The sequence below is a fragment of the Nonlabens sp. genome, from assembly GCF_051251825.1.
Taxonomy (GTDB): domain Bacteria; phylum Bacteroidota; class Bacteroidia; order Flavobacteriales; family Flavobacteriaceae; genus Nonlabens.
In genome coordinates, this window is the sequence record NZ_JBPOGG010000007.1 from 130,495 (window position 1) to 153,793 (window position 23,299).

The window sequence follows — 23,299 nt, forward strand, 5'->3', positions numbered from 1 at the left end:
GTTTTATTTTCCAGTCCAGGCGCTAGGATCTTTTCTCCAGCTTTTTAATAATTCTATTTCAAGGTCAGAGAAGTGACCAGCATTTTGAGCTTGTAAAATCAAGTGATCATAATCGCTTAAAGTATGTAAATTCAAGTCATACTTTTTAAAGTTCTCCTGTGCAAATTCAAAACCATACGAAAACAGTGCCAGCATTCCTTTAACCTGTGCGCCGCCTTCTTTTAAAGCGTCCACTGCGTTCAAGCTACTTTTTCCTGTACTTATTAAATCTTCAATAACGACAACAGTTTGACCTTTCTCAAAATGTCCTTCTATTTGGTTTTGACGACCATGCTTCTTAGCCTCTGGACGTACATAAATGAAAGGTAATTTCAAGTAGTCTGCCACCAGCATTCCTATACCTATTGCTCCAGTCGCTACTCCAGCAATTACATCTGGCTTACCATAAAGTTCTTCAACTTGGTTTGCTAGTTGTTCTCGCAAAAAATTGCGAATCGTTGGGTATGAAAGAGTTACACGGTTGTCGCAATAGATTGGAGATTTCCATCCACTTGCCCATGTAAAAGGTTCTTGCGGTTGCAATTTTATTGCTTTAATTTGCAATAGTAATTCGGCCGTTTTAATTGCGATATCCTTATTTATAACCATGGCGCAAATGTATAAAGTTTTTGTGAAAGACGTTGCAATTTTAGTGACATCAAATAGGGATGCTTATCCCGACTATGAAGTATTCTCTTTAAAAGATGTAGACCTGCTCAAAATCATTAAAAAGATTGAGAAAGGAAAGCTTAAAAAAGTATTGCTTTATTCTAAAAGTGAGAAAAAATTACTCAAGAGATTACACAAGAAATTACCTCTAGTAAAAGCTGGTGGTGGTCTTGTAATTAATAGCGAGAACAATTTTTTATTTATTCATCGCAATGGTAAATGGGATTTACCTAAAGGAAAGGCAAATCGTTTTGAAAGGATGAAGAAAACCGCAAAACGAGAAATTAAAGAAGAGACAGGTGTAAAAAACTTGAACATTATTGAAAAACTAGGACGCACCTATCATGTCTTCAATAGAAAAAATGGACTTAAATTAAAGCTCACGCATTGGTATCTTATGGAAACTGATTACATGGGACCACTCTCACCGCAACTTAATGAAGGAATAGAAAAGGCTGTGTGGCTCAATAAAGATGTTGCAGAAGTGGCATTGCAATCCTCATACAGCAACATTAAAGAACTATTTCCAGACCAAATGCTACATTTTAAGCGACGAGAGATCTAGATAATATTCCATGTCTTGCGCTCTTATTTCTACTTTCACATCTTCATTTAAATAAGAATAAGCTTTAGGTAACTCAATTCTTTTATTTACCTGCAGAATTAATGAGTCTGCAGATAGTTTGTTGACACCTAGAGTGGCATTTTCAAATTCTTCTTTACTGAAAGCATATGGTTTACTCGTAATAAATTCTCTAAAACCATCATAATCCTCAGGTTTAATGTCAAGAGAAAGGTTAGCGACAGCCTGTTGTAAATTAATGTCAAATATGCGTCTTACATCATCTTCTTTGGCAGGCTGAGCGAGTTCTATTATTTTTAACTCTGTTAAATCAGGTTTCTTATAAGTTTTAATCATTCGGCTTTTCTTGCCATTTTTAGAATAGACTAACTCATAGCTTATCATACCTTCATTCTGACTTAAGTGCTCTAAGTGAATATTATTAACGCCACTCATGTCGCCATTGCAAATTTTGCGTTCTCGATCATTTATAAAAATGCCCCATATTTCTTCTAGCCCAGCGTCTTTATTATAAGTCACATCTACAAAATCTTGAGTAATTAGATTTTTAACATCATTATTGAGTCTATCTTGAACATCACTATCACCTTTGTAAAATGGTATTTGAAAAACATAAGTAGTGCTGCCACATGTAAAATCCTTCACGAGCCTGCTACTGTCAATCGCTCCTTTTACGTCTAGTGGCGTGTCATTAATTTCTTTTTTACAAGAAATTATAGCACATGCCATAAATAGAATTATTGCTTTTTTAATCATTGCTGTAAACTTTATAAATTGGGTAAGTTAAATGTGCTTTCTCATAATTAGGAGATCGATCGTGGATCCATTTCAATTGCGCATAATTGCTCTTTGCAAATTTTGAATCAGATTGCTTAATGGAATCAAATGTTTTTTTCAACTCAGGATTTGAATTTAGTAATTCCATCGCAGTAGCTTCAAAAACATAGGATGAGAATCCTTCTTTTTGCTGTAGAATTGTGTCAAAGAAGTTCCATTTGAAAAAGGAGTCTTGACCTTGAGGCTCAAGTGTTTCTAGAATATACCTTATTCCTGGTTGCGCAGTTGGGATGATGATATCGCTTTCGCGAAAGCGTAACTCTACATCTTTCTCACTCACCACCACATTAGAATGTGGATAATGACCTTCATAAGCGCTTGTAGACGTTTTATAATCCTCAATGCGGTATCGAGAAACAGTCATGGTGCTGTCATGAGGCAATACTTCCATTTGAATATTATTCATGCGCAACAATTCTATGATTTCCCACTGACCTTGTGGTACTACATAATACTGCGGTATGGTAATAGAATCACTAGATGTAAAATGATTATAATAAGGTGTTTTCTTTTCAAAAGGTTTGCTGCGATCATAAGTCAATAATTCCTGGCCGGTAAGTCCACTTACAGAATTAACAGCTTGATAGCCTTTGAATAATAAGGTGTCGGCTTTTTCACGATTAGTTTGATGATTTAATGGGTAGAATTGAGCATTGGAAAAGTGTTCAAAGGAATCAGTTCGTGCTTTCTTAATAGCAGATAAATTTTGAGTTCCTAGAACAATCATCTCTTCCATGATTGCTTGTGTTCCTAAAACACGATCTTTATATGGTTTGAGCATGTGAGTTTCTATCATCATTCCCATAGTGTTCCAAAGTGTCGTGTAACCTGTGCTGTAGCGAGGATGATCCATGAATTGAGCAAAACCTGTTTCTGGCGGTGCACCATAAACATTTACATATGGAGTCATGTCGTGACCGCGAGATTTCATTTGTTCTTCAAGCTGTGGTTGTAAAGTGTTCTTTAAAAATGTTCCTGCAGCGCCGCCTAATTTATTATGTTGCGTAAACAAATGAGTAAGTGTGTACTGATAGTCTGCTCCATTACTTACGTGATTATCTATAAAGATATCTGGGTTTACTTTATGATAGATATTATAGAAAGCTTGTGCGTTGCGAGAATCTGCCTTTATGAAATCTCTATTGAGGTCATAATTACGAGCATTTCCTCTAAAACCGTATGACTCAGGTCCATTCTGGTTAGTTCTTGTATGGCTGTTACGATTTAAAGATCCACCTACATTATACACTGCAATTGCACTGAAGATTAAATTATCTTCTGTTTCTAGTTTGCCCGTAGCTAGATCTCGCATTAACATCATGGTGGCATCTATACCATCACTTTCTCCAGGATGGATACCGTTGTTAATGAGGATTTTTATAGAATTCTCATTTGCAGAGTTCCAATCTATGTTGTTTTTAGAAAAGCTTACTAAATGTAAAGGCAAGCCACTGTCAGTTAACCCTACTTCTTCAATACTTATGGTAGAGTAGGAACTAGCAAGATCTTCATAAAATGAAATGACTTCTTGATACGTCGCAGTTTGATTTCCATTACCTTTTTCAAAAGGAGTTTGCCAGTCTTTAATTTCTTCTTCCTTTTCCTCTATAGATTGCTGACAAGAAATGGCGGCAAAAACTAAAAATAAAATACTTAATAATCTCATGATTTTACGGTGTCTGGCACTAAGATAGTATAGTCTCCATTATTTCTGATTACGTCTCGCACTATGGAGGATGAAATGTATGATGTATCAGGACTGGTAAGTAGAAAAATGGTTTCTATGGTTGATAGTTTACTATTAGTATGAGCGATTGCTTTTTCAAATTCAAAATCGGCAGGATTACGTAGGCCTCTAAGAATAAATGGAGCTTTTTGCTCTTTACAAAAATCAATGGTAAGCCCAGAATAAGTCATTACTTTAACTCTAGGTTCATTAATGAAAGTTTTCTCGATAAACTCTTTACGTTGCTCTAGTGTGAACATGTATTTCTTATCGGCATTAATACCTATGGCAATAATGATTTCATCAAACAATTCAAGTCCACGGTCTATAATATCTACGTGTCCTAAAGTTATGGGATCAAAACTTCCTGGGAATACGGCTCTTTTCATGAGTGATATTTTATAGTGTTTTCGATAATCGCGGTAAAAACCTCTTTTAAAGTTCTTCCCGTGGCTCTTATTTGTTGTGGAATGATACTTTCTTTGCTCATTCCTGGATTTGTATTAATCTCTATAAAGTGCGGTATGCCATTATGGAATATAAAATCTGCGCGCGCAATTCCTTTGCAATTTAAGACTTCATAAATTCTTTTAGTCTGTACTTGAACTGCTTGAGTTAATTCAGGTGATATCCTTGCAGGAGTGATTTCTTGAGATCTTCCACTGTATTTTGCTTCATAATCAAAGAAATCATTTTCACTTATAATCTCAGTAGGTGGTAGTACAATTAGGTTTTCATCAATTTTATAAATTCCTACTGACACTTCTATTCCGTCTAGGAAAGATTCAATTATTGCTTCAGTATCTACTTCAAATGCTAACTGAAGTGCTGCATCTAGTTCTTCGGTTTTATAGACTTTAGAAACTCCAAAGCTGCTACCGCTACGATTTGCCTTCACAAAATAGGGAAGTCCTAGACGAATTGCAACATCTTTAGAATCATAAGCATCATCTTTATTAAGATAAATATGTTTACCTGTGGTAATGTTCCATGGTTTTAAAACAGCTATACAATCTCTTTTATTAAAGGTTATAGCACTTTGGTATGAATCACAAGAGGTTTGTGGGATACCTAGCAGTTCTAGATAGCTTTGAAAGATTCCATCTTCTCCAGGAGTTCCATGTATCGTGTTATAAGCACAATCAAAAGTGATGTGCTCACCGTTTACAGTAATGCTAAAGTCGTTTTTATCTATGAAGTGCTTTTCCTCTTTTGCATCTGTGTAATACCATCCTTCTTCTAGTATAGCGATTTCAAACACATTATACTTACTGCGGTCTATGTTTTCAGAAATGACAGCGCCACTTTTTAAAGAAATTTGCCACTCGTGAGAATAGCCGCCCATTAATACCGCAATGTTTTTCATGTGTTAACTTTTCGCAAAAGCGTGAACAACAAAGTTAAAAAAGAACTGCTTCTAAGTATGTTTTCAATGATTATATTTGAACAAATTTTTAAGATGAAAAAATTCCTGATTTTTCTTATAGTGTGTACAGTGGCTTTCACTGCTCAGGCAAGTGAATTATGTAACGATCGTTTTGTGGTAGTAATAGATCGTGGACACAGTACTGTTGATCAAGGTGCTCAAGTAGGCGAGGATACAGAATATGGAATTTTATCTTCCCTAGTTGCTCAACTTACTGGTGAGGTTAAGGAGTCAATAGAGGTTATATATTATAATGCTAGTGGAGAGCATCTAACTATAGATGAGCGAGCTACTCGCATAAATGCCTTAAATCCAGATTTAGTAATTTCTATTCACATGGGCAATTCAAAAAATGGTCCTAGACAAGCAGCGATTATTTTAAATGAAAATAATACGGGATTTGAGAAAAGTAAAGGCTTTGCAAATCAATTGATTAACAACCTTGTGAATGATGTTTATTTTTCAACTGTACGTACTGAAGTTGAAAATATGTCGTTATTAGAAAAAGTAAATGCTCCAGCGTTTATGCTCGAGATCGGTAATATGAATGCACCTAGAGATCGTTACTATCTACAAACTACTGGTGCGGGAAGGTTGAGTATCAATTTCACTGCATTTTTAAATGAATTAAATTAAGATATGAGTTTTATAAAATTCTTATTTACTAAAACATTTCTTAAACATCTCTTGCTAGCTGCAGGATTGATTGTGGCGTTGTGTTTTCTTTATTTATTTTGGTTGAGTTATTACACTAACCATGGACAGAAAATTGAGGTTCCTAACCTAGCTAAGTTATCTCTTGTAGAAGTGGATGAAAAATTAGAAGAACTAGATTTGAGAAGAAAGCTCATCGATAGCTCCAGTTATAATCCAGAGTTTCCGCCACGTAGCGTGATTGAACAAGATCCAGCTGCAGGGAAATTTGTAAAGGAAAATAGACAGATTTATATTAAGTTGAATCCATCTGGTTATGGAGAGATTCAAATCCCAAATTTGATTAATAGAACTAGAAGACAAGCTGAGCCTACTTTAAAAGCATTAGGTTTTAAAATAGGTGAAGTAACTTATAGACCACATATTGCAACTGATATGGTGCTAGAATTGCGCCATAATGGAGAAAAAGTTGAGGCAGGGAATTCTTTAATGAAAACCTCTGTTATTGATTTAGTCCTAGGTGATAAATCATTATTATATACTCAAGAGCCAGCGGCTCAAGATACTCCAGAAGATGCCACAGGTAACTAATCCCGATGAGCTCGATGATGCTCACGATGATGATCTTTATGAACACCATCAATTTACAGCTAGTGAAGGTCAAGAGCCTCTAAGAGTTGATAAATACTTAATGAATTTCATTGAAAATGCGACGCGTAGTAAAATACAGCAAAGCATTAAAGATGGTGCTGTAAGAGTGAATGATGAGATTGTAAAATCAAATTATAAGGTTAAAGCTGGTGACGCCATACGTGTGCTTTTCAAGCATCCACCGCATGAGAATTTGCTTGTCGCAGAGGATATCCCATTAGATATTATCTATGAAGATGATGCACTCGTAGTAGTGAATAAACCTGCTGGAATGGTCGTTCATCCAGGACATGGGAACTATTCAGGAACATTGATAAATGCGCTTATTCATCATTTTGAAAATTTACCTAATAATAGTAGTAATAGACCAGGACTCGTACATCGTATAGATAAAGATACCAGTGGCTTACTAGTAGTTGCAAAAACGGAGCAAGCTATGTCTTATCTGAGTGCTCAATTTGCTGCAAAAACCAGTGAACGAGAATACATAGCTATCGCATGGGGTAGTTTTAATGAGGAAAGCGGTACCGTAGAAGGAAATATAGGAAGACATCCTAAAAATAGACTGCAAAATTATGTGTGGTCAGGTGAAGAAGCTTATAAAGGAAAACCAGCGGTTACTCACTGGAGCGTTATAGAAAATCTAGGTTATGTAACGATGATTTCATGTAAACTAGAAACTGGTAGAACACACCAGATCCGTGTGCACATGAAGCATATAGGTCATACATTATTTAATGATGAGCGATATGGCGGTGATAAAATACTTAAAGGAACTACGTTTACTAAGTACAAGCAGTTTGTAGATAATTGCATGAAAATCTTACCACGTCAAGCGTTGCATGCTAAAACTCTAGGTTTTGAACATCCAGTTACTAAAAAGTGGATGAGTTTTAATTGTGATATTCCTCAAGATATGACAGATTGTATTGATAAATGGCGTGCTTATGCTGTGAATTCTAAAGATATCTAGTTATCGGTCGTTATTATCTTTTGTTACTACCATAGAATAAATTAAACTAATTACTATATCAAAAACTTAACTAGCCTTTAAGCTGGAATTGCTTAAAGGACACTTATTTTTGATTCATATTTAGTGCCTTATGAAAATTCTATTATCTCCTGCCAAAACGCTGGATTATGAAACGGAACTACCTACCGCAACTCATACCCAACCTTTATTTCCTAAAGAAGCTAAAAAGCTGAATGGCGTTCTTAAAAAAATGTCTAAGAAAAGTGTAGGCGAGTTGATGCATATCTCAGATGCGCTTGCAGGTCTGAACTACCAGCGTTATAAAGAATTTCAAAAAGATTTCAATCCAGAGAATAGTCGTCCAGCAGTTTATGCCTTTGCCGGTGATGTATATACAGGACTCGATGCCTACACGATTTCAAATAAACACGAACAAGCATTACAAGATAAAGTGCGCATACTTTCAGGAATGTATGGTTATTTAAGACCGCTTGATTTATTACAGCCTTATCGTCTTGAAATGGGAACTAAGCTGCCAGTAGGAAATCATAAAAACCTATATGAATTCTGGAAAGATAAAGTGACTCCTTCACTCAATAAAGAAATTGAAGTTGATGAACTGGTCGTGAATCTAGCAAGTAATGAATACTTTAAAGTTATTGATAAAAAGAAATTGAAAGGTGAACTAATTACACCTGTTTTTAAGGACTATAAAAATGGCAAGCTTAAAGTGATATCGTTTTTTGCAAAAAAGGCACGCGGTACTATGGCAAGATTTCTAGTAGAAAATAATGCTTCAAATCTTCAAGATCTTATCGCATTTCAAGAAGATGATTATCGCTTTTCTTCTGCTGATACTGAAAACGAAAACGAGCCCGTATTTATAAGGTAAAGTTTATCTTTAGTGCATGGCTCAAGAACCTAATAATTTTTCCATAAAAGACTGGTCAGAAAATGATAGACCACGAGAGAAGTTATCTCTCAACGGTAGTTCATCGTTGTCTGATGCTGAACTGATTGCCATACTGATAGGTAGTGGTAATAGAGAAATGAGTGCTGTGGAATTGAGTAGAGTCATTCTTAATCACGCGGGAAATTCTCTTGATAAACTAGGTAGGTTGAGTATTAAGGAGCTCATGAAGTTTAAAGGAATAGGTGAGGCAAAGGCTATTTCCATCACCGCAGCTATGGAGCTAGGGAAAAGACGTGCCAGTGAATTACCAACTACCAGACCTGTCATAACTTGTAGCGATGACGCGTTCCAACTCTTGCAACCCATTATAGGTGATTTACCACATGAGGAATTCTGGATTCTTTATGTGAACAATAGTCATAAAGTACTCGCAAAACATCAAATCAGTAAAGGAGGATTTACAGGGACGATGGTAGATACTAGAATTGTATTTCAAAAAGCAGTAGAAGAAAGTGCTGTCGCCATGATTCTCGCGCATAATCATCCTAGTGGAAAATTAATGCCTAGTATGGATGACAAGCGCCTTACCCAAAAATTGATAGAAGCCGGCAAAGTCATGGACATAAAAATCCTAGATCACCTTATCGTGACCAGTGATAGTTTCTACAGTTTTGCAGACCATAACTTGATGTAATGGTACTTATATATATTCACAAATTAACCGCACGCAAGCAATATATCTTTAGGCATATTTTCAAGAGATTGTTAGAGGTTCCTTTTCAATTCACGTCAGACTTGAGTGTTTTTATAGCTCATGAAGGTCCTAAATTTTCTTATGGAAATAAACCACTAGGTGATGAATTTCATATTTGGTCTTATGGATTACTCGATGAGGTAGGAATAGATGATCACGATATTGAAGTTTATAAATGGGAAGATTTACCAGTGTTTTTCAAATCACCAGATCGCGGTAATTTACCATTTGATATTTTTTCAGCTTGTTTTTATTTGCTGACTCGATATGAAGAATATTTACCTCAGGTAAAAGATGATATGGGACGTTTCTCAGCAACTGCAAGTATAGCAGCACAACATCATTTTCTTGAGATGCCGGTGGTTGATTTATGGGTGCAAAAATTTGGAGAAGAGTTAGAACGGTATTTTGAAATCTCGCTTTCGCGGAAGCGTACTACAAACATCATAGCCACAATTGAAACGGCTACTGTCTTTGAATACAAGCATAGAGCTGTAGTACCGTCTGTAAAAATATTTTATCAAAACTTAAGGAAATTACGAGTAAGAAAGCTTTTCAGGCAAATAGGTGTTCATTTACGCTTAACGAAAGATCCTTATGATGTATATGATATTGTTTTGCGTGTTTACAAAGAATGTCTTGAACAACTGCCTAAAAGTTTGAAATATCATCGTAGAATCCTTTATTTCTTTCATTTAGGAGATTATAATTATATCGATGATGGTGTTTCTTATCGCTCGCGCAGCTATCAAGAACTCATTAAACATATGGCCGACTATGTAGAAATAGGGTTGCGATTTTCTTATGCAAACGGTATTGATAAGATTGATAAAGAAGCTTTACGATTTGAATCTATTACTAACCGACCACTATCTAAGACAATGACTGCATTTTCAAAAATTTCTATGCCTGGACATTACAAGAAATTGGTGGACATGGATTTTATAGAGGACTATAGCATGGGATACACAAATGTGCCAGGTTATCGAGCCAGTACCAGTCATAGTTTTTATTTCTACGACTTAGATTATGAGGTGCAAACACCATTGCGTGTTTATCCTTATGCGTTGCATTATAGAAGTATCGAGCACTTTATGCTCAATGGACAGCAGGCCATAGTAGATAAATTATTACGATATGCAGACCAAGTTACTGGTAATTTTATAGTAGTGTTTGATAACGCTCAATTAGATCTTAAAAAACGATCGCATATTTACACCATTCTTAAAAAAATACTGACTTATCATGTTTAATGAAGTAAAGCACCTTTTCTTTGATTTAGATCATACCCTTTGGGATTTTGACTTAAATAGTAAACTTGCCTATAAGCAAATCTTTGAGGAGCATGAACTGGATTTATCACTAGATCAGTTTATAGAAGTTTATGAGCCACTCAATCTAGAGTTCTGGAGAAAATTTAGAGAGAATGAAATCACTAAAGAAGAACTGCGTTACCAGCGATTAAAAACAGCATTTACAGCTTGTGATTATCGCGTGACAGATGAGCAAATTGATCTCTATGCAGACCTGTACATCGAGTATTTGCCTAATAATAATCATCTTTTTGATGGCTGTATTGAATTATTAGACTCATTGAACGAGCATTTTGAAATGCACTTAATTACAAACGGATTCAATGGCGTGCAGCAAAACAAAATTGAAAAGGCTGGATTAACTAAGTATTTCAATATAGTCCTCACTGCCGAAGCCGCTGGAGTTAAAAAACCAGCTCCTCAAATTTTTCATCAAGCCCTAAAAATGGCTGGTGCAACTGTAGAAAATAGTGTTATGATAGGAGATAGCTATGCTGCCGATATTTTGGGCGCAAAGAATGTAGGATTGAAAACCATATGGTTCCATATCACAGATCAGGAAATTCCCGATGGAGAAGTAGTGGTTCACAATTTGTTAGATATTCAACCTTTATTAGGTTTATAATCATAATGATCTTTCCATCTTTTTTCTAGAAACTCTCGCTGTGACTGCTCGCGTGGATTATTGCCAGGTTCAAATATTTTAGTACCGCTTATTTCTTGTGGAAGGAAATCAAATTGAGCAAAATTACCAGGATGATCATGCGCATATTTATATTCCTCACCATAACCTAGGTCTTTCATCAATTTAGTAGGAGCATTGCGCAATCCTAAAGGCACTGGTAAATCTCCAGTTTGTTTCACGATTTGCTGTGCTTGACCTATGGCAAGATAGGAAGCATTGCTCTTAATGGATGTGGCAAGGTAAATGGCACACTGACTCAAAATAATACGCGATTCTGGATAACCTATTGTTGAAACTGCTTGGAATGTATTATTTGCCATAATCAGGGCTGTAGGGTTTGCATTCCCTATGTCTTCACTCGCAAGGATAAGCATGCGTCGTGCAATAAATTTGAGGTCTTCTCCACCTTCAATCATTCTTGCAAGCCAGTATACAGAACCATTAGGGTCGCTGCCTCTTATAGATTTTATAAACGCACTTATGATGTCATAGTGCTGTTCACCTGTTTTATCGTATCGAGCAGGATTAGATTGTACTTGTTCAAAAACGAGCTCATTAGTTATTACAACTGCACCTTGCGGCTGGCTGTTTACTACTAATTCAAATATGTTGAGCAGCTTTCTAGCATCTCCACCACTTATGCGCAATAGAGCCGTGGTTTCTTTTATGGTGATGTCTCGTTTGCTTAATAGTTCATCTGTTTTTAATGCTCTGTCTAGAAGTTGTTCTAGGTCCGCTTTCGCGAAAGCGTCTAAAACATAAACCTGACATCTAGATAAAAGTGCTGGAATTACCTCAAAACTCGGGTTCTCTGTAGTAGCGCCTATCAAGGTTACCCAACCTTTCTCAACAGCTGCAAGTAAGGAGTCTTGTTGAGATTTACTGAACCTATGAATCTCATCTATGAATAGGATAGGGTTTTTTGCGGTGAACAGACCACCAGAGCTTTTTGCTTTTTCAAGAATTTCTCTCACATCCTTTACACCACTATTTATAGCGCTTAGAGAATAAAACGGCCGTTTACTTTCCTGAGCGATAATATTTGCAAGTGTAGTTTTTCCGGTGCCCGGTGGACCCCATAAAATCAGGGAAGGAATGGTGCCATTAAGAATATGCTGTCTTAATGTTCCTTTTTTTCCCACGAGATGACTCTGACTTAAATAATCGTCGAGATTTTGTGGTCTTATACGTTCTGCAAGTGGTGAGTTAAGCATGTGGCTAAGATAAGGAGAGCGATGATTTTATAATATGTATTTGGGAATTAATCATGTTGTCATGACATTTTTGCCATTTTTGGTTTTGGCGGTGTTATTGATTCTTTAAGATGTGAAAGAATCAGACTATTTTAAATTTGACGCTATAACGGTATTGCCAGCCTTGGTATTTACTTTATTAATTTGGTTGATCTATACAATTGAAGTAAAATATCATTTCAACTTCACACATTATGGAGTACGTCCAGAAAAGTTGAGTGGACTTAAAGGAATCTTGTTCAGTCCTTTTATTCATGCAGATTTAGGACACTTATGGAGTAACACCTTACCATCCTTAGTGCTCATGAGCGGTTTGAGTTACTTTTATAGAAGTATCAGTTTCAAGGTTCTTGTATTAGGGATTATAGGAACTGGTTTAATGACTTGGATAATAGGACGACCATCATACCACATAGGGGCAAGTGGTTTAATTTATATGCTAGCTAGTTTCCTATTCTTTAAAGGAGTTTTTACAAAATATTATAGAATGCTAGCACTCAGTTTTATAGTCGCATTTTTCTATGGTAGTATGGTATGGTATGTATTACCTATCAAAGATGGAATCTCTTGGGAAGGTCATTTGAGTGGTGGAGTAGTAGGTCTGTTGCTTGCTGTTTTTACAGCTAACAAATTACCTGAGAAGAAAAAATACCTTTGGGAAAACCCAAATTTTGATCCTGAGGATGATGCCTTTATGCGTCACTTTGATGAAGATGGGAACTTTATTGAGTTTGAGGAAGAAGAATAAAGATTAAAATTTATCAAAGCTGAAGAAATTAATAAAGCCTCTGTCTATAACAACAGAGGCTTTATAAAATTATTTAATTCTAAATCTTAATTAATAGAATAACCTGGGTTTTGTTGTGCTCTCATTCCTTGGTTACCTTGAATTTCTGCAAGTGGAATAGGGAATGTGTATCTGAAATCAGATACAGGTAATACACAAGCTCCGTTGATAGCACAGTCGATAGGATCACGAGTGATTTCTCTATTTCCTAGAGCACCTAATCTTCTTAAATCTTGGTATCTGTGACCTTCAAAAGCAAGTTCGATTCTTCTTTCATCAAGAATATCTCCATAAGCTTCAGTAGCGTTTGCATAAGTTACTGTAGGTTGAGCAGCACCAAAACGTTGTGCTCTCAAATCATCTAATAACTCACCTGCAGATCCAGGTCCATTTAATAAACCTTGGCTTACACGACCTTCAGCAAGAATGAATAACATCTCAGAAGAACGGAATACTTTAAGGTCATTCATAAGAGGAACACCTTCAGAACCTTCGTACTTATCAACTACATGTACTTCGCGGTCCGGTAATACAGCTCCAACTGCATATTCAATTAGGTTCACATCTCTACGGATATCACCTACTACAAATTCATCTGCAAGAGATTTACCCATTTCAAGATAAGGAGAACCACCTAAATCAGGACCAATAAAAGCAAATAGAGATCCAGCCCATCCGCCACCAGTATCACCAGTACCTTGGTTGTCATAACTATCAGCAATAGTTCTTTCTAACTTCATGATGATTTCAGCATTACCTTGATCAAGGAACATGTTTTCATAATCAGCACGGTTTGCGATAGGGTAAGCAGTTAACAATTGTTGAGCTAAAGGAGCTGCAACAGTATATTGTCCTCTGTAAGCTGCCATTCTTGCTTTCAAAGCGGTAATAGCATCTTGAGTAAAGAAGATGTTTGAAGATTCAGTAATAGAAGCAGTAGCAAAAGCTAAATCTGCATCAATTAAAGTAAATACATCTCCATTAGTATCACGATCCGGAGCAGCGTCAAAAGCAGGGATATAATCCACTGCAGGAACACCAGCTGCGTTATCATCAGTTAAATCTGTAGAGAAGTAAGATAATAATCTAAAGTGGTTATAAGCTCTAATTGCATAGGCTTGACCTACGATATTATCAATTTCTGCTTGCTCAGCAGCATCAGCCGCAGTAACGTTTGCAGATCCTTCAATTAAAAGGTTAGCTCTTAAGATGTTTGCATAAGAACTTACCCACATAGAAGAAGCGTTTCCATTTGATTCATCTAACTGCCATGAGAAAAGACCTACTGCTTGTCCACCGTTGTCAAATCCTAAACGGATTTCATCAGTGAAACGGCTTGTAAAACCTATTTCGTTAGTAGTATCTAATCCGTTATATACGTTAAGTATACCTAGCTCTAGATCTTCAGTAGTTTGAAAAGCTGCCGCTGAATCCAACCTTCCTGGTTGGTCGATTTCTATCGCGTCTTGGCAACTAATTAAAGTTGCAATCGAGGCAAATAGAATAATAGTTTGTTTAATTTTTTTCATCATGCTAAGTTTTTAATTCTTAGAATAGATGCATAAATGTATAAATGGTTGCGTAGGAATTGGATTATTTTTGCTGCCTTACGATCTCGTAGAGTATAGCACCACATGCTACTGACACGTTAAGAGAAGCTATTTCACCTTTCATAGGTAATTTTATAGGCTCGTCTATCACTTTTAAAGTTGATGGGTTTATTCCTCTGTCTTCACTACCCATGATAAGAGCTACAGATCGATTGAGGTCCACATCATATACTAAATTTGAAGATTTCTCAGTAGCGCCTATTGTTGTAATTCCGTAGGCTTTCATTAGAAAAACGGCATCTTTAATGTGCGACACTTTACAAATAGGAATATTGAATACGGCACCAGCACTTGTTTTAATAGTTGCTGGGTTAATAGGAGCAGATCCACTTTCACTTATTACAATTGCACTTACTCCAGTACACTCAGCAGTTCTTATAATCGCTCCGAAGTTTCTAACATCAGTTACTCCATCAAGTAAAAGGTAAATTTCTTTTTCTTCAACATTACGCTGTTCGAGTATTTCCTCTAAAGATGCAAAATCAACGGGTGACATGGACGCTACTGCACCTTGATGATTTCCATAAGAAGATATTTTGTCAAGCTTCTCAGCAGGAACAAAAGAGCTTGTAATTTTCTTAGAGTTAACAAGGGTCTTTAATTGATTCATTAGGACACCTTCTGCCTCTCTAAGTAAATATACTTTCCCTAAGTTCTGTCCACTTTCTATGGCTTCAATAATGGCTCTTAGTCCGTAGATATATGTTGTCTTCTCCATATTGCAAATGTATGTAATAAAAAAACGCCTTCATCAAAAGATGAAGGCGTTTCTAATATATTTAAAACAGATATTTTACTGCTTTGTCATTTGAATTGTAACGTTAGTTCTAGCACCACAATCGTCTAGATCATCATCTACAAAGTTCATTGTAAAACTAGAATCATCAGTTGGATTATATGTTCCATTACCAAATGCAGCATCTGCTGTATTTAATTCAATATTTGGAGCAGCACCACCACAACCTACAGCTGTGTCTTGGTTTGCACCCCAAACGATTTGATTACAAGCAAGACTAAATTCATAAGTCTGAGTACTGAAAGAACCCAAATCTGGCGCGTATGGCGCAGAGAACTCACGTACTAAGTCATTTGCAGGATTAGAAACATCTACCATTTTACCAAATCCAAATGTAGGTACACCAAATCCATTAAAGATCAGGTGGCTCATTTGATAAGTACCAACGAATAGTGTTTCATCAACTGGACAACTTTGGAAAATACGAACCGTTGTAGTTCCAGCTACAGTCATGTTAGGATCAGAAGTAGTTAGTTCTAATACTATGTCAGTAGCTACAGTAGTTAGGTTAGTGTCTTGACCCGTAAGAGTCAATGTACCATTAAACATTCCAGCAGGAACAGTTACAGTTCCTGGAACCATGTAGTTTACTGGGTCAGCAGTACTGTCTGCAGTTACAGCAACGTTAAAAACTCTATCTGAACTAGATGAGTTAGTAACATTTACTTGAACATCTACGCTTTCAGAGAAGTTAGTAGAGTTAATTTCAACTGGGAAATTAACAATATTGCTATCAAAAGAAAGTGTTGATATTCCAGAAGCACTCGTAGAAGCTACGCGCAATTCTGTATCTCTATCACAGGATACTAATGTCGTTGCCGCTAGTAATCCTAAAATTAATAATTTTTTCATTTTTCTATTTTTTTTTAGTTTGAATAACCTGGGTTTTGTTGTGCTCTCATTCCTTGGTTACCTTGAATTTCTGCAAGTGGAATAGGGAATGTGTATCTGAAATCAGATACAGGTAATACACAAGCTCCGTTGATAGCACAGTCGATAGGATCACGAGTGATTTCTCTATTTCCTAGAGCACCTAATCTTCTTAAATCTTGGTATCTGTGACCTTCAAAAGCAAGTTCGATTCTTCTTTCATCAAGAATATCTCCATAAGCTTCAGTAGCGTTTGCATAAGTTACTGTAGGTTGAGCAGCACCAAAACGTTGTGCTCTCAAATCATCTAATAACTCACCTGCAGATCCAGGTCCATTTAATAAACCTTGGCTTACACGACCTTCAGCAAGAATGAATAACATCTCAGAAGAACGGAATACTTTAAGGTCATTCATAAGAGGAACACCTTCAGAACCTTCGTACTTATCAACTACATGTACTTCGCGGTCCGGTAATACAGCTCCAACTGCATATTCAATTAGGTTCACATCTCTACGGATATCACCTACTACAAATTCATCTGCAAGAGATTTACCCATTTCAAGATAAGGAGAACCACCTAAATCAGGACCAATAAAAGCAAATAGAGATCCAGCCCATCCGCCACCAGTATCACCAGTACCTTGGTTGTCATAACTATCAGCAATAGTTCTTTCTAACTTCATGATGATTTCAGCATTACCTTGATCAAGGAACATGTTTTCATAATCAGCACGGTTTGCGATAGGGTAAGCAGTTAACAATTGTTGAGCTAAAGGAGCTGCAACAGTATATTGTCCTCTGTAAGCTGCCATTCTTGCTTTCAAAGCGGTAATAGCATCTTGAGTAAAGAAGATGTTTGAAGATTCAGTAATAGAAGCAGTAGCAAAAGCTAAATCTGCATCAATTAAAGTAAATACATCTCCATTAGTATCACGATCCGGAGCAGCGTCAAAAGCAGGGATATAATCCACTGCAGGAACACCAGCTGCGTTATCATCAGTTAAATCTGTAGAGAAGTAAGATAATAATCTAAAGTGGTTATAAGCTCTAATTGCATAGGCTTGACCTACGATATTATCAATTTCTGCTTGCTCAGCAGCATCAGCCGCAGTAACGTTTGCAGATCCTTCAATTAAAAGGTTAGCTCTTAAGATGTTTGCATAAGAACTTACCCACATAGAAGAAGCGTTTCCATTTGATTCATCTAACTGCCATGAGAAAAGACCTACTGCTTGTCCACCGTTGTCAAATCCTAAACGGATTTCATCAGTGAAACGGCTTGTAAAACCTATTTCGTTAGTAGTATCTAATCCGTTATATACGTTAAGTATACCTAGCTCTAGATCTTCAGTAGTTTGAAAAGCTGCCGCTGAATCCAACCTTCCTGGTTGGTCGATGTCTATTGCGTCATTACAACTCCATAAAAGGGCCGTAAATGCGAATAGTGCTATTAAATTATATTTTTTCATTGCTATTGTTTTTTTTAAATTCCTAATTCTATACCTACAGAAATAATACGTGGAGTAGGGTATAATCTTGATGTGTTACTTAATACTGCTGCATCAAATCCTCTCCACTTAGAGAAAGTTACAAGGTTCTCAGCGTTCACAAATAATCTTAATCTTTCAACATTGAATTTCTCCAATACTTTTTGATCAAAGTTGTATCCAACATTGATAAAACGAAGTCTTAAGTAATCAGATTCTCTCATGTATCTGTCTGAAGCTACAGTTAAGTTAGTTGCATCTAAAGAAGGAATGTCAGTAACTCTATTAGTTGGAGTCCATGCTCTGAATAAATCTCTAGAAACGTTGAACTGACCAATGTCTGTTGGATCTTGGAAACCACTTAAATCATTGTCAAAACGATCGATTCCAGTTGCAAAGTTAAATAATGCAGATACATAGAAACCTTTGTAATCAGCATTAAGGTTAAATCCTCCTTGGAATTCAGGTGAAATGTTCTTACCGTTCCATTGAGCATCAGCATCTTGGCTAGGGTTTTCAGTTAGACTTCCGTCTGCAGCTCTGAAAAGTAAGTTACCATTTGCTGGGTTAACACCTACTTGTTCAACTACGAAATATTCACCTAATTGACCACCATTACGACCTATTCCAGGAATCTCACCGTCATCGTTTGGTAAGTTCTCTAATTCACTACGGTTGTAGTTAAAGTTAAGTCCTACTTCAAGATTTACTTTATCTCTGTTACCTTGATTTTGGAATACGTCATACTTCACGTCAAAATCAATACCACGGTTGTAAAGGTTACCTACGTTAGTGTTAAAAGTATAACTACCTAAGATACCAGACGTACGACCTAATTGGAATAAATCTTCAGTTTTCTTTTGGTATACATCAAGAGCACCTCTTAAACGTCCACCTTTTAATAATTCAAAGTCAACACCTATGTTTGCTTGACCTACAGTTTCCCAACGTAAACTACTGTTACCTTGTTGAGCTAATCCTAATGAGTTAGCACCTGTATATCCACTACCTGTAGCAAATAAATCTCTATATAAATCTGGTGCTGTAAAGAAACCACCATCTACAATTCTTTGGTTACCTGCAGTACCATAAGAAGCTCTAATTTTAAGACCTTGAATAAATTCACTATCCTGTAAGAATTCTTCTTTCTCTAAATTCCAACGACCTGAAACTGCCCAGAAATTTGCCCATCTATTAGATCCTGAGAATCTGTATGAAGCATCTCTTCTAAATGTTCCAGAGAAACCAAATCTTCCATCATAATCATAATCTGCTGATGTGAAGTAAGAGAAAAGACCTGCATTTCTTTTAGTTGCATTTACTGTATCTACGTAGAAGTCATTGGCCGCACTATCACTAATAAATGATGCGCCATCACCTAATGCAAAAGTTCTAGGGTCTAGACCTTCTTCAAAGAAACCAAATGATCTTAAGTGAGCCTTGAAGTATTCAGTATAAAGTCCAACGTTAACGTTGTGCTTGCTATTGAAAGTTTTAGACCAGCTTAAAGATGTAGTTTGGTTAAACGCTAATTGACGTGCAGTACTAAATTGAGCAAATCCTGCGTCAGTTCTTCCACCACCAAATAATAAAGCGTTAAAACTTTGAGATTGCTCAGCACGTGTCAAAAGAATGTTTTGATAATCAGCACCTGATACAGATCTTAAAGTAATATCATCTGTAATGTCATAAGATAAATCTAAACTTCCTACGAATTTAATTTCTTCTTCAAAACGGTCGTAAGTATCTAGACGGTTTAATAGGAACAAAGGAGTGTCTCTAAAAAGAACAGAAGAAACAAGGTCTTCAGTAGGAGTGTTGTTGTAATCATCAACAGTTAAATAAGGAACTGATTGATATGCAGCAAGTACATAGTTACGGTTAATCGCTCCAGAACCAATACTGTTAGGTTCGTTTGACTTAGAATAGTTTAAATTCACGTTAGTGTTGTAACGGAATTTTTTGTTTTCACTATTACCACTTATGTTGTTTCTTAAGTTGAAACGTTTAAGATCAGATTGTACAAGAATACCTTCTTGATCAAAATAACCTAAAGAAGTAAATTGTCTCACCTTATCACCACCACTTGATAAACTTACCGTTTGGTTTTTAGTTAATCCAGTTCTGAAAAATACATCAGTCCAGTCCGTGTTAGGAGCCGCTGCAATTTCAGCATCAGTTAATGGAGAGAATGGAGGAGTTCTTTGGAAACCTCTTGCACCTACACCTACACCTCTGTCTCTTTCAATTGTAAGAAGCTCTTGAGAGTTCATTACATTGTAGTCATTATCTTGTAATGTTGTGTAAGAAAGAATAGAATTAACGCTCACCTTTAATGGTTGGTTAAATTTACCTCTTCTAGTTGTTATAAGTATAACACCATTTGCACCTCTGTTACCATAGATAGCAGTTGCACCAGCATCTTTTAGGATAGATACACTTGCGATGTCTTGTGGATTCAAACTACGGAAGTTGTCCTCATCTACAACAGCACCATCAATTACAAATAATGGCTCAGAGTTACCACCGATAGAGTTGATACCACGAATGTTAATCGTAGAATTTGCTCCAGGTTGACCTGAGTTTGTAAAGATGTTAAGTCCAGCAACTTGTCCAGTTAATGTCTGTACAAAAGATGCATTTGGTCTATTTTCAATAGACTCAGAACTTATTGTAACTGCAGAAACACTTGAAGTAGCCGGTGGAGTATTCTTATAACCTATAATGGTTATTGAATCCAAAGACTCTTTTAATGTAACGTTAATTACAGATTGTGATCCTACTGGCACTTCTTGAGCAGTGTAACCTGCAAAAGATACTACTAAAACATCGCTAGAAGCAGCGTTGATCGAGTACATACCATCAAAATCAGTTGTGGTAGCATTTGAACTACCTTTTACTAATACAGTCGCACCAAGTACTGGTTCGCCTGTCACGTCAGTAACTTTACCAGTTACTGTTTGCGCAATAGCAACTTGCACAATTAACGCTAAAAATAGCGTCAAGATTCCATTTAATTTTGTTTTCATTTTTGATTTATTTGAATTAGCCAACGCCAAAAGTCACAAATAATAGTTAATAAAACAACTTTTATTGAATCAATTTATGCAATTAGTTAAGTGTTAGTTAACATTTCCGTAACATTTTAAAATTTTATTTTAAGGTTTATATGAGCTACTGTGCTGGAAAAGTCGAAGTTAGCTCGAGAAAATGTGCCATTTGCGATACTTATCCTCAGGATTCCAGATTGTGTTAAAATTGCTGTACCTACACCTAATCCATAAAGATTTTCTGTTTTTGAGCTGTTAAAATCCTCAAATATTCCATAATCCACTATAGAATGTAGGTAAATTCCTCTGCTTATTCTATATCTATATTCAGAGTTTATTGATGTGAAGAATGATGTGTCTATGCTGTTTTGATTAAAACCTCTTATACTGTTAATCCCGCCTACTTGAAATAGCTCATTAAAAAGTAGATTCTTACTGTTGAGTAATAATAGTTTTCCTTCAAGATGGAAGCTGTGTTTGTGGTTGAAATAAATATTCTTTTCTAGTAAAGCTTTTATCTTAATCTGATTTACTCTTGTTTTATTAAATGTTCGTACACCACTACCTATTTCAATGGTGGCGTATTCATCATTAATAAATAATTGGTCAGTTGAATTTAAGGTATGGTTTAGTGTCAGACTCACTCCGGTAGTTTTGAAACTAGCGGTTGAATCTGTGTTGTCATTTACTGTAGAGGACGTGTTAATGTAGTTAATACCGCCAGTTGTTTGTGGTTGAAAAGAGTAGAATAGGCCACCTTCAAGCGTGGAGTTTTGATAGGTGCTATCTCTGCGAGTGATATTAATGCCAGCGCTAGTTCCTATTTTACTCTTGAATAGATAAGGTAACTGGACATTTAGGTCTAGTTGAGTTTGATCTTTGTGATCTCCACGGTAAAGTAGTTTAAGATGTTCACCATTATTTAAATTATTAATAAGTCTTAAGTCTATAGATCCATTTATCTCTAGTTTGCTGGCATCTGTATTATTAAAACCTATAAGTCCGTCTACTAGGTTTGTTGATTTCTTCTTAGCATATACATATAAAGTGGTAGATTCTTTCTTGAATAATATCTCTGGTTCTTTAACTATTTCAATAAATGCCATTTGCTTGAACTTTTCTTTGATTTTTTCAATATTCTTATCGTTCAGAACATACTTTTTTTTGATTATTGATTCTATAAATTTTTGAGGAAATTCATCATATCCTTTAACTACTATATTGTCTACGTAACGTATTTCATTAGTTTTAACTTGCAGCAACATGTTTATGGTGTCTTGTTCTGCCAGTATAGTTTTTGTATTGATTGTGAGAAATGGATATCCTTTGTTGCTTATATATGATTGTAGTTCTTCGAGTTTTGTATTTAGGTTTTGAACTTCTATGTAATTTTTTTTACGCTTTCGCGAAAGCGTAATCTCTATTAAGCTATCTATTTCTCTATTTACTGGAGTGGCAATAAGTTCTATCCATTTATATTTCCTGCCTAAATTTATCACCACTTGATAAGAGCTGTCGTTAACTTTGGTGATAGGAGAGGTTAGTATGTTGAGGTAACCGGTTTTTTGAAGTTGTTCAACTAGGCTGTCCTTAGAAGATTTTAATTCCTTGAAATTTGAAAATGGGCCATTTGTTTTAATGCTGTCTATTTTCTGAGAATTATTGTTGATGTTGCCTTTGTATACTAAATTTAAAGATTGTGCTTGTCCTAGGCTGTTTGCTAGTAGATAAATAATAAGGACGATTAAGATTCTCAATTTTAATATTTTTTTTAGGTCGGTCGCTTGTGTTTAAACGGCTTGAAGGTGTTAAATCTTGCCTTATTTAAAAAGAATTGGTAAAAACTTGAAAATGAGGTTTGAATAAGTAGATTTTATTTATACCTTTGCCGACCCTAAAATAGGGGATTAATTTATTAGCGTAAAACAATATGCCAACGATTTCACAATTAGTACGTAAAGGAAGAACCAAAATAACCAAGAAGAGTAAATCGGCTGCTTTAGATTCTTGTCCTCAACGTCGTGGAGTATGTACACGTGTTTACACTACTACACCTAAGAAACCTAACTCAGCAATGAGAAAGGTTGCAAGGGTTAGACTTACTAACGGTAAGGAAGTAAACGCATACATCCCAGGAGAAGGACACAATCTACAAGAGCACTCGATAGTATTGGTTAGAGGTGGAAGGGTAAAAGATTTGCCAGGAGTTAGATATCACAT

General features: G+C 36.0%; 22 protein-coding genes. 10 read left to right on the forward strand and 12 right to left on the reverse strand.

The window, feature by feature from the left end; translation table 11 throughout:
• Positions 1-3: 3 nt before the first annotated feature.
• On the reverse strand, positions 4-648 hold the full coding sequence (pyrE, locus tag ACSHWW_RS10355) for an orotate phosphoribosyltransferase (protein ID WP_435682379.1): 645 nt from the start codon (positions 646-648) through the stop codon (positions 4-6).
• A gap of 7 nt (positions 649-655) precedes the next feature.
• Here pyrE and ACSHWW_RS10360 point away from each other — a divergent pair, with 7 nt between their 5' ends.
• Positions 656-1,273 carry an NUDIX hydrolase gene (locus ACSHWW_RS10360; RefSeq protein ID WP_435682380.1) on the forward strand — a complete coding sequence of 206 codons (618 nt, stop codon included), beginning with the start codon at positions 656-658 and terminating at the stop codon, positions 1,271-1,273.
• Here the strand turns inward: ACSHWW_RS10360 and ACSHWW_RS10365 are convergent.
• From ACSHWW_RS10365 to ACSHWW_RS10380, 4 genes are read right to left on the reverse strand one after another with little or no spacing between them, the layout of a single operon-like run.
• Positions 1,247-2,047 (reverse strand): hypothetical protein, encoded by an 801-nt coding sequence (locus ACSHWW_RS10365; protein WP_435682381.1) that lies wholly within the window; start codon positions 2,045-2,047, stop codon positions 1,247-1,249. The genes ACSHWW_RS10360 and ACSHWW_RS10365 overlap by 27 nt on opposite strands.
• Positions 2,040-3,794 carry a M14 family metallopeptidase gene (locus tag ACSHWW_RS10370; RefSeq protein ID WP_435682382.1) on the reverse strand — a complete coding sequence of 585 codons (1,755 nt, stop codon included), beginning with the start codon at positions 3,792-3,794 and terminating at the stop codon, positions 2,040-2,042. The genes ACSHWW_RS10365 and ACSHWW_RS10370 overlap by 8 nt, the downstream gene beginning before the upstream one ends.
• Positions 3,791-4,243, reverse strand: coding sequence for a pantetheine-phosphate adenylyltransferase (coaD, locus tag ACSHWW_RS10375; protein ID WP_435682383.1), 453 nt, complete (start codon positions 4,241-4,243; stop codon positions 3,791-3,793). Before coaD ends, ACSHWW_RS10370 begins: the two co-directional genes overlap by 4 nt.
• Complete coding sequence (locus ACSHWW_RS10380; protein ID WP_435682384.1) at positions 4,240-5,220, reverse strand: D-alanine--D-alanine ligase; 981 nt, start codon at positions 5,218-5,220, stop codon at positions 4,240-4,242. The genes coaD and ACSHWW_RS10380 overlap by 4 nt, the downstream gene beginning before the upstream one ends.
• Before the next feature lie 93 nt (positions 5,221-5,313).
• On the opposite strand from ACSHWW_RS10380, the gene ACSHWW_RS10385 reads away from it, so the two are divergent.
• The 7 genes from ACSHWW_RS10385 to ACSHWW_RS10415 all read left to right on the forward strand — a co-directional run bounded on the left by ACSHWW_RS10385 (position 5,314) and on the right by ACSHWW_RS10415 (position 11,163).
• On the forward strand, positions 5,314-5,916 hold the full coding sequence (locus ACSHWW_RS10385) for an N-acetylmuramoyl-L-alanine amidase (protein ID WP_435682385.1): 603 nt from the start codon (positions 5,314-5,316) through the stop codon (positions 5,914-5,916).
• A 3-nt stretch (positions 5,917-5,919) separates the two neighbouring features.
• Positions 5,920-6,525, forward strand: a complete 606-nt coding sequence (locus ACSHWW_RS10390) for a PASTA domain-containing protein (protein ID WP_435682386.1) — start codon at positions 5,920-5,922, stop codon at positions 6,523-6,525.
• A complete protein-coding gene (locus ACSHWW_RS10395; RefSeq protein ID WP_435682387.1) occupies positions 6,509-7,558 on the forward strand; it encodes an RluA family pseudouridine synthase in 1,050 nt (349 codons plus the stop codon). The genes ACSHWW_RS10390 and ACSHWW_RS10395 overlap by 17 nt, the downstream gene beginning before the upstream one ends.
• Before the next feature lie 130 nt (positions 7,559-7,688).
• Entirely contained in the window at positions 7,689-8,450 is a 762-nt protein-coding gene (yaaA, locus tag ACSHWW_RS10400) for a peroxide stress protein YaaA (RefSeq protein ID WP_435682388.1), read from the forward strand.
• A gap of 16 nt (positions 8,451-8,466) precedes the next feature.
• A complete protein-coding gene (gene radC / locus ACSHWW_RS10405; protein WP_435682389.1) occupies positions 8,467-9,165 on the forward strand; it encodes a RadC family protein in 699 nt (232 codons plus the stop codon).
• A complete protein-coding gene (locus tag ACSHWW_RS10410) occupies positions 9,165-10,478 on the forward strand; it encodes a DUF7033 domain-containing protein (protein ID WP_435682390.1) in 1,314 nt (437 codons plus the stop codon). Before radC ends, ACSHWW_RS10410 begins: the two co-directional genes overlap by 1 nt.
• On the forward strand, positions 10,471-11,163 hold the full coding sequence (locus ACSHWW_RS10415; protein ID WP_435682391.1) for a YjjG family noncanonical pyrimidine nucleotidase: 693 nt from the start codon (positions 10,471-10,473) through the stop codon (positions 11,161-11,163). The genes ACSHWW_RS10410 and ACSHWW_RS10415 overlap by 8 nt, the downstream gene beginning before the upstream one ends.
• Here ACSHWW_RS10415 and ACSHWW_RS10420 read toward each other — a convergent pair.
• Positions 11,142-12,437, reverse strand: coding sequence for a replication-associated recombination protein A (locus tag ACSHWW_RS10420; RefSeq protein WP_435682392.1), 1,296 nt, complete (start codon positions 12,435-12,437; stop codon positions 11,142-11,144). The genes ACSHWW_RS10415 and ACSHWW_RS10420 overlap by 22 nt on opposite strands.
• A 112-nt stretch (positions 12,438-12,549) precedes the next feature.
• On the opposite strand from ACSHWW_RS10420, the gene ACSHWW_RS10425 reads away from it, so the two are divergent.
• Positions 12,550-13,224: a rhomboid family intramembrane serine protease gene (locus ACSHWW_RS10425; RefSeq protein ID WP_435682393.1), complete on the forward strand. Its 675-nt coding sequence runs from the start codon at positions 12,550-12,552 to the stop codon at positions 13,222-13,224.
• Between the two features lie 86 nt (positions 13,225-13,310).
• On the opposite strand, the gene ACSHWW_RS10430 is transcribed toward ACSHWW_RS10425, so the two are convergent.
• The 6 genes from ACSHWW_RS10430 to ACSHWW_RS10455 all read right to left on the reverse strand — a co-directional run bounded on the left by ACSHWW_RS10430 (position 13,311) and on the right by ACSHWW_RS10455 (position 22,836).
• Positions 13,311-14,792: a RagB/SusD family nutrient uptake outer membrane protein gene (locus ACSHWW_RS10430; RefSeq protein WP_435682394.1), complete on the reverse strand. Its 1,482-nt coding sequence runs from the start codon at positions 14,790-14,792 to the stop codon at positions 13,311-13,313.
• A gap of 64 nt (positions 14,793-14,856) precedes the next feature.
• Entirely contained in the window at positions 14,857-15,591 is a 735-nt protein-coding gene (gene rlmB / locus ACSHWW_RS10435) for a 23S rRNA (guanosine(2251)-2'-O)-methyltransferase RlmB (RefSeq protein ID WP_435682395.1), read from the reverse strand.
• 75 nt (positions 15,592-15,666) lie between these two features.
• Positions 15,667-16,521, reverse strand: a complete 855-nt coding sequence (locus ACSHWW_RS10440; protein WP_435682396.1) for a hypothetical protein — start codon at positions 16,519-16,521, stop codon at positions 15,667-15,669.
• Between the two features lie 14 nt (positions 16,522-16,535).
• Positions 16,536-18,011 (reverse strand): RagB/SusD family nutrient uptake outer membrane protein, encoded by a 1,476-nt coding sequence (locus ACSHWW_RS10445; RefSeq protein WP_435682397.1) that lies wholly within the window; start codon positions 18,009-18,011, stop codon positions 16,536-16,538.
• 14 nt (positions 18,012-18,025) lie between these two features.
• Entirely contained in the window at positions 18,026-21,058 is a 3,033-nt protein-coding gene (locus ACSHWW_RS10450) for a SusC/RagA family TonB-linked outer membrane protein (protein ID WP_435682398.1), read from the reverse strand.
• Positions 21,059-21,174: 116 nt separating this feature from the next.
• Complete coding sequence (locus ACSHWW_RS10455; protein ID WP_435682399.1) at positions 21,175-22,836, reverse strand: BamA/TamA family outer membrane protein; 1,662 nt, start codon at positions 22,834-22,836, stop codon at positions 21,175-21,177.
• 173 nt (positions 22,837-23,009) lie between these two features.
• On the opposite strand from ACSHWW_RS10455, the gene rpsL reads away from it, so the two are divergent.
• Positions 23,010-23,299 (forward strand): 30S ribosomal protein S12 (gene rpsL, locus ACSHWW_RS10460; protein WP_435682400.1); only part of this gene is annotated, 290 nt, incomplete at its 3' end.